Below are 14,317 nucleotides of genomic sequence, written 5' to 3'. Positions count from 1 at the left end.
AGGTTCAGTTTCTGGGAGCGCTCCCAGACGGTTGACGAGTCTGGGTCGGCTGGAGTTCCATGTCAAGGGTGGTTATCGGAGCGTGCCCTTCCGGGAGCGCTCCCTGAATCGTGCAGCTAAGCTGTCCGACGATCACGAGTGGAGGGGTGGTGCAGTGGCGCCTCGGTCCGAGGACGAGCGCCCGACGCTGGAAGACGTCGCGGCGTTCGCCGGTGTGTCGCGCTCCACCGCTTCGCGGGCGTTGAACGACGACACCTACGTCAGCGCGCGGTCACGAGAGAAGGTCTTGGCCGCGGCCCGCGATCTCGGTTACTCGCCGAACCAGGCCGCGCGGTCGCTGGTCACGCGGCGAACGGGTGCGATCGCCGTGGTGCTGTCGGAGCCCGAGGCGCGGCTGCTCGACGACCCGTACCGCACGGCCGTGATGCGCGCGGGCTACCGCGAGCTGGCCGACGTCGGCTGCCAGATGGTCCTGATCTTCAGCGACACGCGCGAAGACCTCACGCGCACGGTGCGTTTCCTCGAAGGCGGGCACGTCGACGGGGTGCTCGTGTTCGCGCCGCACCGCGCCGATCCGCTGCCCCGGGCGTTGCGGCTGCTGCGCGTGCCCGTCGTTTTCGGTGGCCAGGCCGCCGACCTGCGCCGCGGTGTGCACGTGGTCGACTTCGACAACGAAGGCGGCGCGCGGCTCGCCGTGCAGCACCTCGTGTCGGCCGGGCGCCGCCGCATCGCGACCATCGCCGGGCCGCAGGACCAGGGCGCGCCCATCGACCGGCTCGCGGGCTGGCGCAAAACCCTCGTCGACGCCGGCCTCGACCCGGCCGACCTCGCGGAGGAAGCCGACTTCACCCTCGCCGGCGGCGCCCGCGCGATGGCCGCCCTGCTCGACCGCGTCCCCGACCTCGACGCCGTGTTCGTGGCCAGCGACATGATGGCCGTCGGTGCCCTGCGCACCCTTTCGTCGGCCGGACGAGCCATCCCGGACGACGTCGCCGTGGTCAGCTTCGACGACAACGCCACGCTGGCGCCCGAGATGACGCCGCCGCTGACGTCCGTGCACCAGGATCCGCGCGAACAGGTGCACGCGATGGTGCAGACGCTGATGAATCTGCTCGACGGGCAGGAACCCAAGCCGCGTCGGCAGATCCTGCCGGTGTCGCTCACCGTCCGCGAGTCGAGCTGAGGTCCGTCAGGGGAACAGTCGGCGGAGCCGAGCCAGGCGCCAGAGTCGGTTCGGGGGCGGCCGACGCCGGAGTCTCCGCGACCCCGGCCACGACGACCGCCGCCAGGACCAGCGGCCACCCCGAGCGGCCACCTCCGGCGGCGACCGGCCAGGCTCTTTCCGGTGCTCACGCCGGGTAATGCGCGTTGACGGTCGGGGGATTCCACCGACTTTCGGTGACCTGGGTCACGTCCGCGGCCGTGGCAGCACCAGGACGATCGGGACCCCTCCCGGCGGTCCCGGCCTAACTTCTGCGCCATGGGTGCGAACGAGAGCCGCGGGCGGGCCGCGGCCGGGCGGTTGCGGGCGATCGCGACGCCGCAGTTGTACCGGCGCAACCCGTTCCGGGTCACGGGACTCAACGCGACGGTGTCCCGGCGGGCCGTGCGCGAGCAGCGGCTGCGGGTGCTCGGCGTGCTCGAAGTCGGCGGCGCGCGCCCGCCCGGGGTGCCCGCCGACGCGACGCCGGAGGAGATCCGCGCGGCGTTCGACGCGCTCGGCAACATCGAGCACCGGTTCGTCGACGAGCTGTTCTGGACCTGGGGCACGCCCGAGGACTGCGGGTGCCCGCCGCAGCTGCACCACAAGCACGACCTCGCCGTCGCGGCCCACTCGGCCGCGCTCGAGGCCGAGACCGAGCACACCGAGGACCACCCGGCGCCGCTGTGGGACGAGGCCGCGCGCAGCTGGGCCGTCACGCTCAGCAGCGAGGCGTTCTGGAGTCACCTCACCCACCGCGTGGAGAGCCTGGGCGATCCGCGGCTCGACGAGTCCACTGTGGACGGTGTACGCAGCGCCCTTCCCGGCGCGCTCGTCGCCCCGCTCGTGGTCCTCACGGCCGAGTCGAGCGAGCCGCACCGGCTCGTGCGGTACCTGCCGCTCTTCGGCGGCGACAAGCACACCGTGGCCGACGCCCGCAGCGAAGCCGCCGAACCCACGTACGCGCGGCTGGAGAGCCTGCTGAAGGAGCTGCGCAAGCTCCTCGACGAGGGCAAGGCGCGCACTGCGGCCGAACGCGCGCTCGCGGAGCTCCCCGCGTCCCTCGACCGGCTCGAAGACCTGGTGCCGCGCAAGGACTTCCGCCGTACGGCGAGTGTCACCGAACTCGCGGCGGTCTCGCTGAACAACATCGGCGTCGCGCTCGCCGATTCCGTCGGAGCACCCCACGGGCTGGTGAAGGACGTCTTCGCCCTGGCGACGCGATACACCACGGACCAGGACACGCTCGCCACCGTCAAGCGCAACCAGCAGGGCGCGCTCGGCGCCGGCCGGGGCAACGCCCCCGTCGACATCGGGCAGCTCTGGAACACCGTGACCGGCCACATCAAGCGCGGCCGGTACAGCGACGCGACCCGCGTGCTGACCACGATCATCGAGATCGCGCCCCGCTCCGAAGATCGGGAACAGGCGCGCCGGATGATCGTCCAAATGCGACAGCTGGAGGACGGCGGACCACCACGGCGCCACGTCTCCGCGCCTCGGGTGTTCCTGGCGCTGCTGCACGTGGCCTTCGGTGTCACCCTGCTCGCCACGCTGCTGACCTCGCCGTTGCTGCCGGTGTTCCTCATCGGCGTGCCCGGCCTGGTCGGGGCGCTCGGCCTGGCTACCGACGCATCCGTCGCCCGCGGGCGGCTGCCCGCCCTGCTCGTGACCGATGCCGTGGCCGGGCTCGTGCTGTGGCTGGTGGATTCGACCGGCACGCCGATCCCCGCGTGGATCACCGTGGTGACCGCGGTGCTGCTGCTCGTGGTGGGGACCGTACGCATGCGCACGGAGAGGACAAGGGCGTGACGAACACCGAAGACCGGCGCCAGCGCCGGCACCACCGGGAGTTCCGCATCGAAGAACCGTTGTGGGGAGCGGAAGAACGAGCGCGGCTGCGGGAGCTCGCCGCCCAGGTCTCGGCCCTGCTCGCGGTCGCGGAAGGGCCCACGAAGAGCTCACCCGGAGAACCGGCGGGGCCCCGGCTGTCCGAATCGGACCTGGCTGTTGCGGCGACGGCGTTGTGGCGGGCCCGCAAGAAGCTCACCGGCGCGCAGGACCGGGTGGCGAAACAGGCCGGGCGGTACCTGTCGGCGAGCCAGGACGCGCTCGACGCGGCAGGGGTGCTGATCCAAGACCACGACGGGGACCCGTTCGACTCCGGGCTCGCGCTGGAACCGCTGGTGTTCCAGGACGAACCGGGCCTCACGTCGGAGCGCGTGGTGGAGACGGTGCGGCCTTCGGTCTACCTGGCGGGGCGGCGGATCCAGATGGGGCAGGTCATCGTGGGGTGCCCGGTCGCCCCCGGCACGACGGCGGAGGAAGCTGATGCGGGACACCATTGATTTCGGCATCGACCTCGGCACGACGAACAGCGCGCTCGCCGTGCTGGACGGCGGCCAGGTCTCGGTGGTCAAGAACAACGTGCAGGGCGACTACACGCCCTCGGCCGTGTGGATGCCCAAGCCCGGCCTGATCCAGGTCGGTGCGGCGGCGAAGAGCCGCCGGGAACGCGACTCGGACAACGTCCAGGTCGAGTTCAAGCAGGCGATGGGCTTCGCCGACGCCCGGCGCACCTTCGCGCGCGCCGGGGTGTCGATGACGCCGGTCGAGCTGTCGGCCGAGGTGCTCAAGTCGCTGCGCGGCGACGCCGCCCGCCGCTTCGGCGAACCGCCGGCGGCCGCGGTGATCACCGTGCCCGCGGCCTTCGCGCTCAACCAGACCGAAGCGACGAGTGAGGCGGCGAAGCTCGCCGGCTTCACGGCGCCGTGCCCGCTGGTGCAGGAGCCGACGGCGGCCGCGTTCGCCTACGGCTTCCAGAACGAGACCCGTGGTGCCCACTGGATGGTGTTCGACTTCGGCGGCGGCACGTTCGACTCGGCCGTGGTCAGCACGGTCGACGGCGAGCTGTCGGTGCTCCACCACGCGGGCGACCTCGGGCTCGGCGGCAAGAACATCGACGCCGCCATCGTGAGCAGCCTGCTCGCTCCGGCTGCCGCGAAGGCCTTCGGGCTGACCGGCTTCACCGTCGAGAACCCGCGCTGGATCAACAACTTCGCGATCCTCCGCGCGGCCGCGGAGTCGGCCAAGATCGCGTTGTCGTCGACCGACGAGGCGCAGATCATGACGGAGCTGGACCGCGGCGACGGGGTGTTCGACACGTTCGAGCACACCCTGCGGCGGGAGGACGTCGACCGGCTCGCGTCGCCGTTCTACCTGCGCGCGGTGCACCTGTGCCGCGAAGCGCTGGCGCAGGCGAACCTGCGGCCGTCGGACATCGACCGGCTGTTGCTCGTGGGTGGCCCGACGTTGGCGCCCGGCCTGCGCGAGCTGCTCGCCGATCCGGCCGACGGCCTCGGCATCGAGCTCGACCACAGCCAGGACCCGAGCACGGTCGTGGCTCGCGGGGCCGCGATCTACGCCGGCACGGTGGCGTTGCCGCGCGCCAAGGTCGTGCCGAAGCGCGGTGAGTTCTCCGCGACCTTGTCGTACCCGAAGACCACGAGCCTGCTGTCCGTCCCGGTCTCCGGCCGGTTCGAGACGCCGGGTGGCGCCGACTGGAGCAGCTTCCGCGTGGTCCTGAGCGATTCGCACCGGCAGCCGCAGTACCGCAGCGCGGAGGTCGCGCTGTCCCCGGACGGCACGTTCACCCTCGACGTGCTGCTCAAGGAGCTGGTCTCCAACCGGTTCGAGGTCGAGCTGATCGAGTCCACGGGCGCGCGGGTGCCGGTGAACCCGCCGGGGTTCACGGTCACCCACTGGACGAACGAGATGCAGGGCCAGACCGTGGTCAACAGCGTCGGCCTGACCGAGGCCGACGGCACGTTCACCCCGATGCTGATGAAGAACCGCCCGCTGCCGGCGCAGATCACGCAGCGGTTCTACACCACCGCCGGCGTGCACCGCGCCGACACGGCCTCGGTCATCCGCATCCCCATCGCCGAAGGGGAGTTCCGTCGCGGAGAGCGCAACAAGCAGGTCGGGCTGATCGAGATCAAGGCCCAGGACGTCCGCCGCGACCTGCCGCGCGGCAGTGAGATCGAGATGACCTTCAAGATGGACGAGTCGCGCCTGGTCGAGGTCACCGCCTTCGTTCCGTTGCTCGACTCGGAGTTCGAGGCCGTTGTCGAACTGGGCAAAACCACGGTCCCCGAGGCGCCGGCACTGCGCCGTCAGCTCAACGAGCTCGAAGCCCGCCACGAGCAGTTGCGCTCCGAGGCCGAGAACGCACGGTCGGACCGCGCCCGCGGCCTGCTGATGCGGCTCGACGAGCGGGGCACGGTCGCGGCGGTCCGCGAGGAGGTCACGTCGAGCGCGACCGACGAGGGCGCGGCGGTCGCGGCCGAGCAGCGGATGCGGGAAGTCCAGGCGGAGCTCGACGACATCGAGGAAGAACTGCGCATCCCCGACGTGATGGCCCGGCTGCGCGACCAGATCGAGCACTGCAGGGAGCTCGTCGACCGCGTTGGCTCCGACGAGGACCGCACCGAGCTGGCGGAAATCGAACGCCGCTACGAGACCGCGCGCGACAGCCGCGACGCCGCGGCCGCCGAACGGGTCTCCGACCGCGCCACGGACCTCCAGGTGCTGCTGCTGCGCCGCGACGGCTCGCTCGACGAGGAGATCTTCCGCGCCCTGTGCGCGGCACAGGACCGGATGACCGATCCGGCCCGTGCCCGAGAGCTCATCCGCGAAGGCGAGCACGCCCTCGCCACGCGCAACTGGCCCGCCCTGACGGACGTGAACCGCCGGCTGCGAGCGCTGCTGCCGCCCGACCCCCGGGGTGAGCCCGGGCCCGGCATCCTGCGTCAGGAGCGTTCGTGATGACCGTGTTCAGCGGGCTTTCCGAGGAGCTGACGCTCGCGGAGGCGGCCGACCTGGCCCGCCTCGGCGACTACGCGGCCGCCGCGGATCTGTTGCAGCGCGAAGCCACCGACGACGTGACGCGGCTGGACCTGCTGGCCCGCGTCCACGCGCAGGCCGGTGATCTGGAGCAGGCCGACGCGGCGTGGGCCCGGGTGCTGGAGCTGGCGCCGGAGTCGGCGTCCGCGCTGGCCGGACGGCGGCTGATCGCGAAGATCCGGTCGGGGCGGCTGCGCAAGCGCCCGATCGGCCGGCGGCTCGCGGCCGCCGGTGCGGCGGTGGTGGTCGTGGCCGGGGTGGCGGTGATCGTGGCGACGCTGCCGTGGTCCGCTCCGGAGCCGGCGCCGACGGCCGCACCCGTCGCGACGACCAGCCCCGCTGTGCAGGCCGAGCTGGACCGGTTGCACGCGTCGCAATCGCAGGCGGCCGAGGCGGAGCAGAGCCGGCAGCAGAAGCTCACCGCGCTGGCGGCGCACCTCGGCGGCGACGGCGTGCAGGTCACCACCGGCTCGGCCGTCACCATCACCTTCGACGAAGGGCTCTTCGGCCCCAACGCGATCAGCCCCAGCGCCGACGGCCGGCGTGCGCTGGAACGCTGGGGCGCCGTCCTCAAGGGACAGGACGTGCGAGTCACGGTGATCGGCCACGGTGTCGCCGTGCCGGGTGGCCCGGCGACCGGCGGCTCGTCGACCGCGCTGGCCCGCGCGGCTTCGGCGGCGCGCGTGCTGGCGACGGCGAGCGGCCTGCCGCTCACGACGTTCGCGATCACCAGCGCCGACCAGGCCACGCCCGTGCACGGGGGCACGGACGCGGCCGCGAACCGCACGGTGACGCTGGAGGTGGCGCCGCGCTAGGTCTCAGGCGCCGATCGCGTCGAGCTCGGCCACAACGTCGGCCGGCAGCTCGAGCGCGGCGGCCGCGACGTTCTCCCGCAGGTGCCCCATCGACGACGTGCCCGGGATCACGGCGATCGCGGGCGAGCGCTGCAGCAGCCACGCCAGCGCGACCTGCATCGGCTTCGCGCCGAGCCGCGCGGCGCACGCGTCGAGCGCCGAGGACTGCAGCGGGCTGAACCCGCCCAGCGGGAAGTACGGGACGAACGCGATGCCGAGCGCGGCGCACTTGTCCACGAGGTCGTCGTTCTCGCGGTGCGCGAGGTTGTAGGCGTTCTGCACGCACACCACCGGCGCGATCTCGCGCGCGACGTCGAGCTGCGCGCCCGTCACGTGGCTCACGCCGAGGTGGCGGATCAGACCCTGTTCCCGCAGCTCGGCCAGCACTGAAAACGGTTCCACGATCGACACGTCCACGGGGTAGCCGCCCGTTTCGTCGCCCAGGCGCAGGTTCACCACGTCGAGCGCCTCGACGGCCAGGTTGCGCAGGTTGTCGTGGACGGCGGAGATCAGCTCGTCGCGCGTGAGCGCGGGCGGCCAGCCGCGGTCGGCGCTGCGGCGCGCGCCCACCTTGGTCACCAGCACCAGCTCGTCCGGGTAGGGCGCGAGGTTGGTCCGGATCAGCTCGTTGACGGTGTGCGGGCCGTAGTAGTCCGACGTGTCGATGTGCGTGATGCCCAGCGCGAGCGTCTCGCGCAGCACCGCCGACGCCTCGGCGAGGTCCTGCGGCGGCCCCCAGACCCCGGGACCGGCCAGGCGCATCGCGCCGAAGCCCATCCGGTTCACGGTCAGCTCGCCGAGCTGCAGGGTGCCGGCCGCCGTGGCGTCCGTCGTCATGTGGTGCTCCTCCCGGGACGGTGATCCGGCCGTCAGCCTAGTCCGGAGTGGACTGCGATCAGGTGCACGCGTGCTTCGACTTCAGCACCCGCTTCACCGACGCGGCCACGCGGCCCGCGGGCAGCTCGCCGCTCGACACCGCCTTCACGAGCCGGTCGAGCACCGCGCCGACGTCGCCGTTGCCCGAGGAGAACAACGCCTCGTCGGCGCCCGCCTGCAACGCCTTCAGCACGGCGTCGGGCAGCGGGTACTGGTCGGTGATCGCCTTCATGCCGCCGAGGTCGTCGGTGATGATCGGGCCGGTGAAGTGGTAGTCGCCGCGCAGCAGCTGATATGCGGCGGGGGAGATGGACGCGGGCACACCGTTCGTGAGCCCCGGCACGTCGAGGTGCCCGACCATCACTTCGACGGCGCCGTAGTCGGCGATGTTCTCGTACGGCTTGAGGTCCACCTTGCGCAGCTGGTCGAGCGGCGGTGTGGTGACCGTGCCCTTGTGCGAGTCGCCGGATCCGTGGCCGTGGCCGGGGAAGTGCTTGAGCACCGGTGTCACACCGCCCTGGCGCAGGCCTTCGGCGAACGCCATCGCGTACTGCCGGACCTTGGCGGGATCCGAGCTGTACGAACGGTCTCCGATCACCGCGTCGTCCGGTTCGTCGCTCACGTCGGCGTCGGGCGCGTAGTCGACGGTGATCCCGCGCGCGTGCAGCTGCTTGCCCCGCTGCACGCCCAGCGCGCGGACTTCGGCGGGCGTCTTCGTGGCGGCCAGCTCGCGCGCGCTCGGCATCGAGCCGTCGAGGTCGTCGATGCGCTGCACGCGCCCGCCCTCTTCGTCGACCGAAACGGACACGGGGATCTTCGCGGCCTGCTGCACGGCGTCGAGCGCGTGGTTCTGCAACAGCGTGGTTTTATTGCCTCCCACGAAGAACCCGCCGATCTGCTGCTGCTGGACAAGTTTTGTCACCGCCGCGGGATTCGCGGCGTCGACCCCCGGGACCACCAGCTGAGCCACCCGCGCGCGCACGTCGAGTGAAGAGATCAGCGAGTCGCATGAAGACGGTGAAGCCGGCCGTGAAGACGGCGGCTGTGCCGGCTCCGACGACACCGTCGGGGCGGCGCTCGTGCTCGGCTGAGCACCCGGTTCGGCCAGCGCGGTACCGGAAACCGTGTGGGTGGAAGCACATCCGGCGAGGGTGCCGGCGACCAGCACGGCGCCGCCGATCGCCGCAGGTAGCCGCTTCCGTACGGGCATCTTCATGAATTCCTTACATGTTCGGTCCCGGTGTACTCGCGACGCTGGTGGAACCCCTGGTGGGAGCCCAACTTCACGTCGTGAAGAATGACTTCATCGCGGCTAGAGAATTCGTGAAGCCGCTGTCTCCAGACTGGCAGACACGGGATGAGTGTTTCTTCAGGGAGGTAGCAGCGATGGATCAGGTCAGGGTGGCGGCGTGGGCTTCGGATCCCATCGCGCTCGCGGGGCTCATCGACCACCTGCGGGCGCGGCCCGAGGTGCAGGTGCTGCCCGGCCCGCGGCGCGGGGAAGCGGCGGTGCTCGTGTTCGCCGCCGGCCGCGTGACGCCGGAGCTCAAGGCCGCCCTGCGCGCGGCCGCCTCGGAGACGCCGGCCGCGATCGTCCTCGTCGCCGGGTACGTCGACGCCGAAGAGCTGCCGGAACTGGCCGCCTGCCACGTCGTGGCCGTGCTGCCGCGCGAGGCCATCGCGGGCGACCGGCTCGTGCGCAGCATCACCGCCGCCGCGTCGGGCAAGGAGACCTCGCTGCGCGACCTGCTGGGCCAGGCCGAGAGCCTGCAGCACACCGCCGGGGGTGCCGCGCTGTCGCCGCGCGAGGTCGACGTGCTGCGGCTGATGGCCGAGGGCTGGGACACCGCGGAGATCGCCGGGAAGCTCTGCTACTCGGAACGGACCGTGAAGAACGTCATCTACGGGATGACCAATAGGCTGAAGCTGCGCAACCGACCGCATGCCGTCGCCTACGCCCTGCGCGCAGGTGTTATCTGAGGGAAGCTCACCCCGTGCGAAAGCTGACCCGGCGCCCGGCCGTCGCCGTCCTGACGACCGCGCTCCTCCTGCTGGTGACCGCTTGCAGCGGCGGCTCGGCCGCCGAAGGCGGGAAGATCAAGCTGACCGTGGCCACCTTCGGTGAGTTCGGTTACGCCCCGCTCTTCGCCCAGTACGAGAAGGATCATCCGAACATCGAGATCCAGAGCCGGGTCACCGACTTCGACACGCACTTCAAGACGCTCGCCACGCAGCTCGCGGCGGGCCACGGCGCGGCCGACGTCGTCGCCATCGAGGAGCAGCAGATCCCCAAGTACTTCGGGGTGAAGGACAAGTTCGTGAACCTCGCGGACTACGGCGCCGACCAGCTGCAGAACCAGTGGGCGCCGTGGAAGTGGGCCCAGGGCACGAAGGACGGCGACGTGCTCGGCCTCGGCACCGACATGGGCAGCCTCGCCATGTGCTACCGCCGCGACCTCTTCCAGCAGGCCGGCCTGCCGACCGACCGCAAGGCCGTCGCGGCGCTCATGCCGACCTGGGAGGCGTACGCCCAGCTGTCGCAGCGCTTCACCGACAAGCTGCCGAAGGTGAAGTTCGCCGACTCGGCTGGAACCGTTTTCACGGCGATGCTGAACCAGTCGCCGGAGAACTACTTCTCATCCCGCGACGATTCCTACATCGCGGACAAGAACCCCGCCGTGCGCAACGCCTTCATGCTCGCCGGCACCCTCGCGCAGAAGGGCCAGACGGCCGGCGCGACCACGTACACGCAGGCCTGGAATGTCGCGATCAAGCAGGGCACCTTCGCCACGATCGCGTGCCCGGCCTGGATGCTCACGCAGATCAAGGAAGCCGGCGGCGACGGCAATACCGGTAAGTGGGACGTGACGACCGTCCCCGGCGCCAGCGGCAACCAGGGCGGCTCGTTCCTCTCGATCCCGAAGCAGAGCGAGCACCCGAAGGAAGCCTACGACCTCGCGAAGTGGCTCACGGCGCCCGAGCAGGAGAAGAAGCTCTTCCTCTCCGACGGCATCCTGCCGAGCGAGCCCAGCGTCTACAAGGACCCGCAGGTCGTGAACCACACCGACCCGTACTTCTCCGGCGCGCCGATCGGCCAGATCTACGCCGCGTCCGCCGACACCCTTCGTCCCAACTACCGCGGCCTGCACGACGCCGACGTCCGGCCGGAGTTCGGCCGGGCGCTCGGGCGGATCGAGGACGGGTCCGAAAAGGTCGACGCGGCCTGGGCGGACGCCGTGAAGCTCGGCCGCGAGGCCATCAAGTAAGGCCCCGCATGCGCGGCTCCCTGTCGGCGCGTTGGGACCGCAAGGTCTCGCCGTTCCTCTTCATCGCCCCGTTCTTCGCCGTGTTCGTGGTGTTCGGCGCGTTCCCGCTCGTCTACACCGCCTGGGTCTCCCTGCACGACTGGGACCTGCTCGCCGGTGACCGGGGCGGGTTCGGGCTCGCGAACTACGCCGAGCTGTTCACCGACGGCCGGTTCTACAACGCGCTGTTCAACACCACGAGCATCTTCCTGCTCGCCGCGATCCCCGAATTCTTCCTGGCGCTCGGGATCGCGGCGCTGCTGAACCGGCCGCTGCGCGGGGCGACGTGGTGGCGCACCGGCGTGCTGCTGCCCAACGTGGTGTCGGTCGTGGCCGTGGGGCTGGTGTTCGCGCAGCTCTACAGCCGCGACTACGGCGTGGTCAACGAGGTGCTCGGCTGGTTCGGGATCGACCCGATCTCGTTCCAGGCCCGCAAGTGGTCCTCGCACCTGGCCATCGCGACGATGGTGATGTGGCGCTGGACCGGCTACAACTCGCTGATCTACCTGGCCGCGATGCAGGCCGTGCCGCAGGACCTGTACGAGGCGGCGGCGCTCGACGGGGCTTCGCGCTGGCGGTCGTTCTGGTCGGTGACGGTGCCGGGTATCAGGCCGACCATCGCGTTCACGGCCGTGGCGGGGACGGTCAACGGGCTGCAGCTGTTCGCCGAGCCGCAGCTGTTCGACGCGACGGGCTCCAGCGGCACGGGCGGCAACGACCGGCAGTTCCAGACGCTCACGATGTACCTGTACGAAAAGGGGTTCGGCAAGTTCGACGCGGGTTACGCGTCGGCGCTGTCGTGGGTGATGTTCGTGTTCTGCGTGCTGTTCGCGTTCTTCAACTACCGGCTGGTCCGCCGGTTCGTGAGCGCGCCGTGATGCCGCGGCGGCGCGCGGGCGCGTGGGTGTACGTGGTGCTGGTCGGCGTGGTCGGCGCCTCGCTGTTCCCGCTGTACTGGTCGTTCGTGATCTCCACCCGGGACAACTCGGCGATCGGGGAGACCTCGCCGCTGCTGCTGCCGGGCGGGCACCTGTTCGAGAACATCCGGCGCGTGTTCGACACGGTCGACTTCTGGCTCGCGATCGGCAACTCGCTGATCGTTTCCGTGACGGTGATGGTGTCCAATGTGGTCCTCGCGAGCTTGGCCGGGTTCGCGTTCGCGCGACTGAGGTTTCCGGGCCGCAACAGTCTTTTCCTGTTCGTGGTCGGCTCGGCGATGGTGCCGGCGCAGCTCGGCGTGATCCCGCTGTACCTCGTGGTCGGCGACTTCGGCTGGTACGGGAAGCTGGAGGCGGTGATCGTGCCGGCGCTGGTGAGCGCGTTCAGCGTGTTCTGGATTCGTCAGGCGTGCGAGGGCGCGGTGGCCAGCGAGCTCGTGGACGCGGCCACTGTGGACGGAGCCTCGGTGGTGCGCACGTTCTGGCACGTGGCGGTGCCCGCGATCCGGCCGCAGGCCGCGGTGCTGGCGATGCTCACGTTCATGGCCACGTGGAACGACTACTTCTGGCCGCTGGTGGTGCTCGACCCCAACGAGACGCCGACCGTGCAGGTGGTGCTCTCGCAGCTGGCCAGCGGGTACTACACCGACTACGCGCTGATGCTCACGGGCGCGACCCTCGGCGTGCTGCCGGTGATCGCGCTGTTCCTGGTTCTGGGCCGCTACATCGTGCGGGGGATCCTGAAAGGTGCTGTCCATGGCTGAGCTCGAGTTCCCGTCCGGCTTCTGGTGGGGCGCGGCGACCGCGTCGTACCAGATCGAAGGCGGGGTGACCGAGGGCGGCCGCGGACCGTCCATCTGGGACACCTACAGCGGGACGCCGGGCAAGGTCCTCAACGGCGACACGGGTGCCGTCGCGTGCGACCACTACCACCGCTACGGCACGGACGCCGCGCTGCTGTCCGAGCTGGGCTTGCCGGTGTACCGGTTCTCCGTGGCGTGGCCGCGCGTGATGCCCGACGGCCGCACCCGCAACGCCGAGGGCCTCGCGTTCTACGACCGGCTCGTCGACGAGCTGCTCAGCCGCGACATCCTGCCGGTGCTCACGCTCTACCACTGGGACCTCCCGCAGGCCATCGAGGACGCCGGCGGCTGGCCCGCGCGGGACACGGCCTACCGGTTCGCCGACTACGCCGCCGTGGTCCACGACTACCTCGGCGACCGCGTGCCCCAGTGGACGACCATCAACGAGCCGTTCTGCGCCGCGTTCCTCGGCTACGGCAGCGGCGTCCACGCGCCGGGCATCCAGGATTACGACACCGCGCTGGTCGCCGCGCACCACCTGCTGCTGGGCCACGGCCTGGCGATGCGGGCGCTGACGGAACAGGCCCGCCCCGGCCAGGACTTCTCGCTGGCGCTGAACTTCGCGCCCGCACTGGCCGACGGGGACACGGATGCCCACCGCGAAGCCGTACGCAAGTTCGACGGCATCCACAACCGCTTCTTCCTCGACCCGGTGCTCGGCCGCGGCTACCCGGCCGACGTGATGGCCGACGTCGAACACCACGGCGGCCGGTTCGCCGCGTCCATTCAGGACGGTGACACCGACCTCATCGCCGCGGCCATCGACTGGCTCGGCGTGAACTACTACGCCCCCGCCCGCGTCGCGCCGCTGGCCGACCCGCTCGCGACCAGCAACTGCCCGCTGCCCGGTTTACGCGGAATGGACGTCCTGCCCGCCCGCGGCCCGCTGACGTCGTTCGGCTGGGAGCAGACGCCGTCGTCGCTCACGGATCTGCTGGTGTGGCTGAACTCCCACACCGGCGGCCTGCCCCTGGTCGTCGCCGAGAACGGTGCCTCCTTCGAGGACACCGTCGTCGACGGCCGCGTCCACGACCCCGCCCGCGTCGCCTACCTCGACACCCACATCCGCGCCGTCCACGACGCCCTCGCGCGCGGCGCCGACGTCCGCGGCTACCTGGCGTGGTCCCTCCTGGACAACTTCGAATGGGGCATGGGCTACACCCAGCGCTTCGGCGTCGTCCACGTCGACTTCGACACGCAGGTCCGCACCATCAAGGACTCGGGCCGCTTCCTGGGCGAGGTGGCGAAACTCAACCGCCTGCCTGACCCTGCCTGACCCGCCCCAATGAGGTTTTCTCAGTAGCGGCCGTGGTGTTCGTGGTGGGTGAGGACGAGTGCTGCTTGGACGATGGTGCCGATGCGTTTGGGGCAGAGG

12 protein-coding genes are annotated in these 14,317 nt (G+C 71.0%); 10 read left to right on the top strand and 2 right to left on the bottom strand.

Annotated elements, in window-relative coordinates:
* The first annotated feature begins 154 nt into the window (after positions 1 to 154).
* From AB0878_RS44150 to AB0878_RS44130, 5 genes are all read left to right on the top strand, one after another.
* A complete protein-coding gene (locus tag AB0878_RS44150) occupies positions 155 to 1,183 on the top strand; it encodes a LacI family DNA-binding transcriptional regulator (RefSeq protein WP_366588339.1) in 1,029 nt (342 codons plus the stop codon).
* A 297-nt stretch (positions 1,184 to 1,480) separates the two neighbouring features.
* Complete coding sequence (locus tag AB0878_RS44145; protein ID WP_366588337.1) at positions 1,481 to 3,013, top strand: hypothetical protein; 1,533 nt, start codon at positions 1,481 to 1,483, stop codon at positions 3,011 to 3,013.
* On the top strand, positions 3,010 to 3,549 hold the full coding sequence (locus AB0878_RS44140; RefSeq protein ID WP_366588335.1) for a hypothetical protein: 540 nt from the start codon (positions 3,010 to 3,012) through the stop codon (positions 3,547 to 3,549). Before AB0878_RS44145 ends, AB0878_RS44140 begins: the two co-directional genes overlap by 4 nt.
* Entirely contained in the window at positions 3,533 to 6,028 is a 2,496-nt protein-coding gene (locus tag AB0878_RS44135; RefSeq protein WP_366588333.1) for an Hsp70 family protein, read from the top strand. Before AB0878_RS44140 ends, AB0878_RS44135 begins: the two co-directional genes overlap by 17 nt.
* Positions 6,028 to 6,921, top strand: coding sequence for a hypothetical protein (locus AB0878_RS44130; RefSeq protein ID WP_366588330.1), 894 nt, complete (start codon positions 6,028 to 6,030; stop codon positions 6,919 to 6,921). Before AB0878_RS44135 ends, AB0878_RS44130 begins: the two co-directional genes overlap by 1 nt.
* A gap of 3 nt (positions 6,922 to 6,924) precedes the next feature.
* Here AB0878_RS44130 and AB0878_RS44125 read toward each other — a convergent pair whose 3' ends face one another.
* A complete protein-coding gene (locus AB0878_RS44125) occupies positions 6,925 to 7,797 on the bottom strand; it encodes an oxidoreductase (protein WP_366588327.1) in 873 nt (290 codons plus the stop codon).
* A 58-nt stretch (positions 7,798 to 7,855) separates the two neighbouring features.
* Entirely contained in the window at positions 7,856 to 9,046 is a 1,191-nt protein-coding gene (locus AB0878_RS44120) for a glycoside hydrolase family 3 N-terminal domain-containing protein (RefSeq protein ID WP_366588324.1), read from the bottom strand.
* Positions 9,047 to 9,222: 176 nt separating this feature from the next.
* Here AB0878_RS44120 and AB0878_RS44115 point away from each other — a divergent pair, with 176 nt between their 5' ends.
* Genes AB0878_RS44115 through AB0878_RS44095 form a run of 5 tightly spaced genes read left to right on the top strand, consistent with a single transcriptional unit; the run spans position 9,223 to position 14,218 of the window.
* Positions 9,223 to 9,816, top strand: a complete 594-nt coding sequence (locus tag AB0878_RS44115; RefSeq protein ID WP_366588322.1) for a LuxR C-terminal-related transcriptional regulator — start codon at positions 9,223 to 9,225, stop codon at positions 9,814 to 9,816.
* 14 nt (positions 9,817 to 9,830) lie between these two features.
* The gene (locus AB0878_RS44110) at positions 9,831 to 11,102 is read left to right on the top strand and encodes an extracellular solute-binding protein (protein ID WP_366588320.1); all 1,272 of its coding nucleotides are present in this window, start codon (positions 9,831 to 9,833) and stop codon (positions 11,100 to 11,102) included.
* Positions 11,103 to 11,110: 8 nt separating this feature from the next.
* Positions 11,111 to 12,019, top strand: coding sequence for a sugar ABC transporter permease (locus AB0878_RS44105; protein ID WP_366588318.1), 909 nt, complete (start codon positions 11,111 to 11,113; stop codon positions 12,017 to 12,019).
* Positions 12,016 to 12,843, top strand: a complete 828-nt coding sequence (locus AB0878_RS44100) for a carbohydrate ABC transporter permease (RefSeq protein WP_366588314.1) — start codon at positions 12,016 to 12,018, stop codon at positions 12,841 to 12,843. The genes AB0878_RS44105 and AB0878_RS44100 overlap by 4 nt, the downstream gene beginning before the upstream one ends.
* Positions 12,836 to 14,218, top strand: a complete 1,383-nt coding sequence (locus tag AB0878_RS44095) for a GH1 family beta-glucosidase (protein ID WP_366588312.1) — start codon at positions 12,836 to 12,838, stop codon at positions 14,216 to 14,218. The genes AB0878_RS44100 and AB0878_RS44095 overlap by 8 nt, the downstream gene beginning before the upstream one ends.
* Positions 14,219 to 14,317 lie beyond the last annotated feature (99 nt).

The organism is Amycolatopsis sp. NPDC047767 (genome assembly GCF_040704195.1).
Lineage (GTDB): Bacteria > Actinomycetota > Actinomycetes > Mycobacteriales > Pseudonocardiaceae > Amycolatopsis.
Note: the sequence above shows the minus strand (reverse complement) of the source record. Positions and strands in the feature narration are given on the sequence as shown.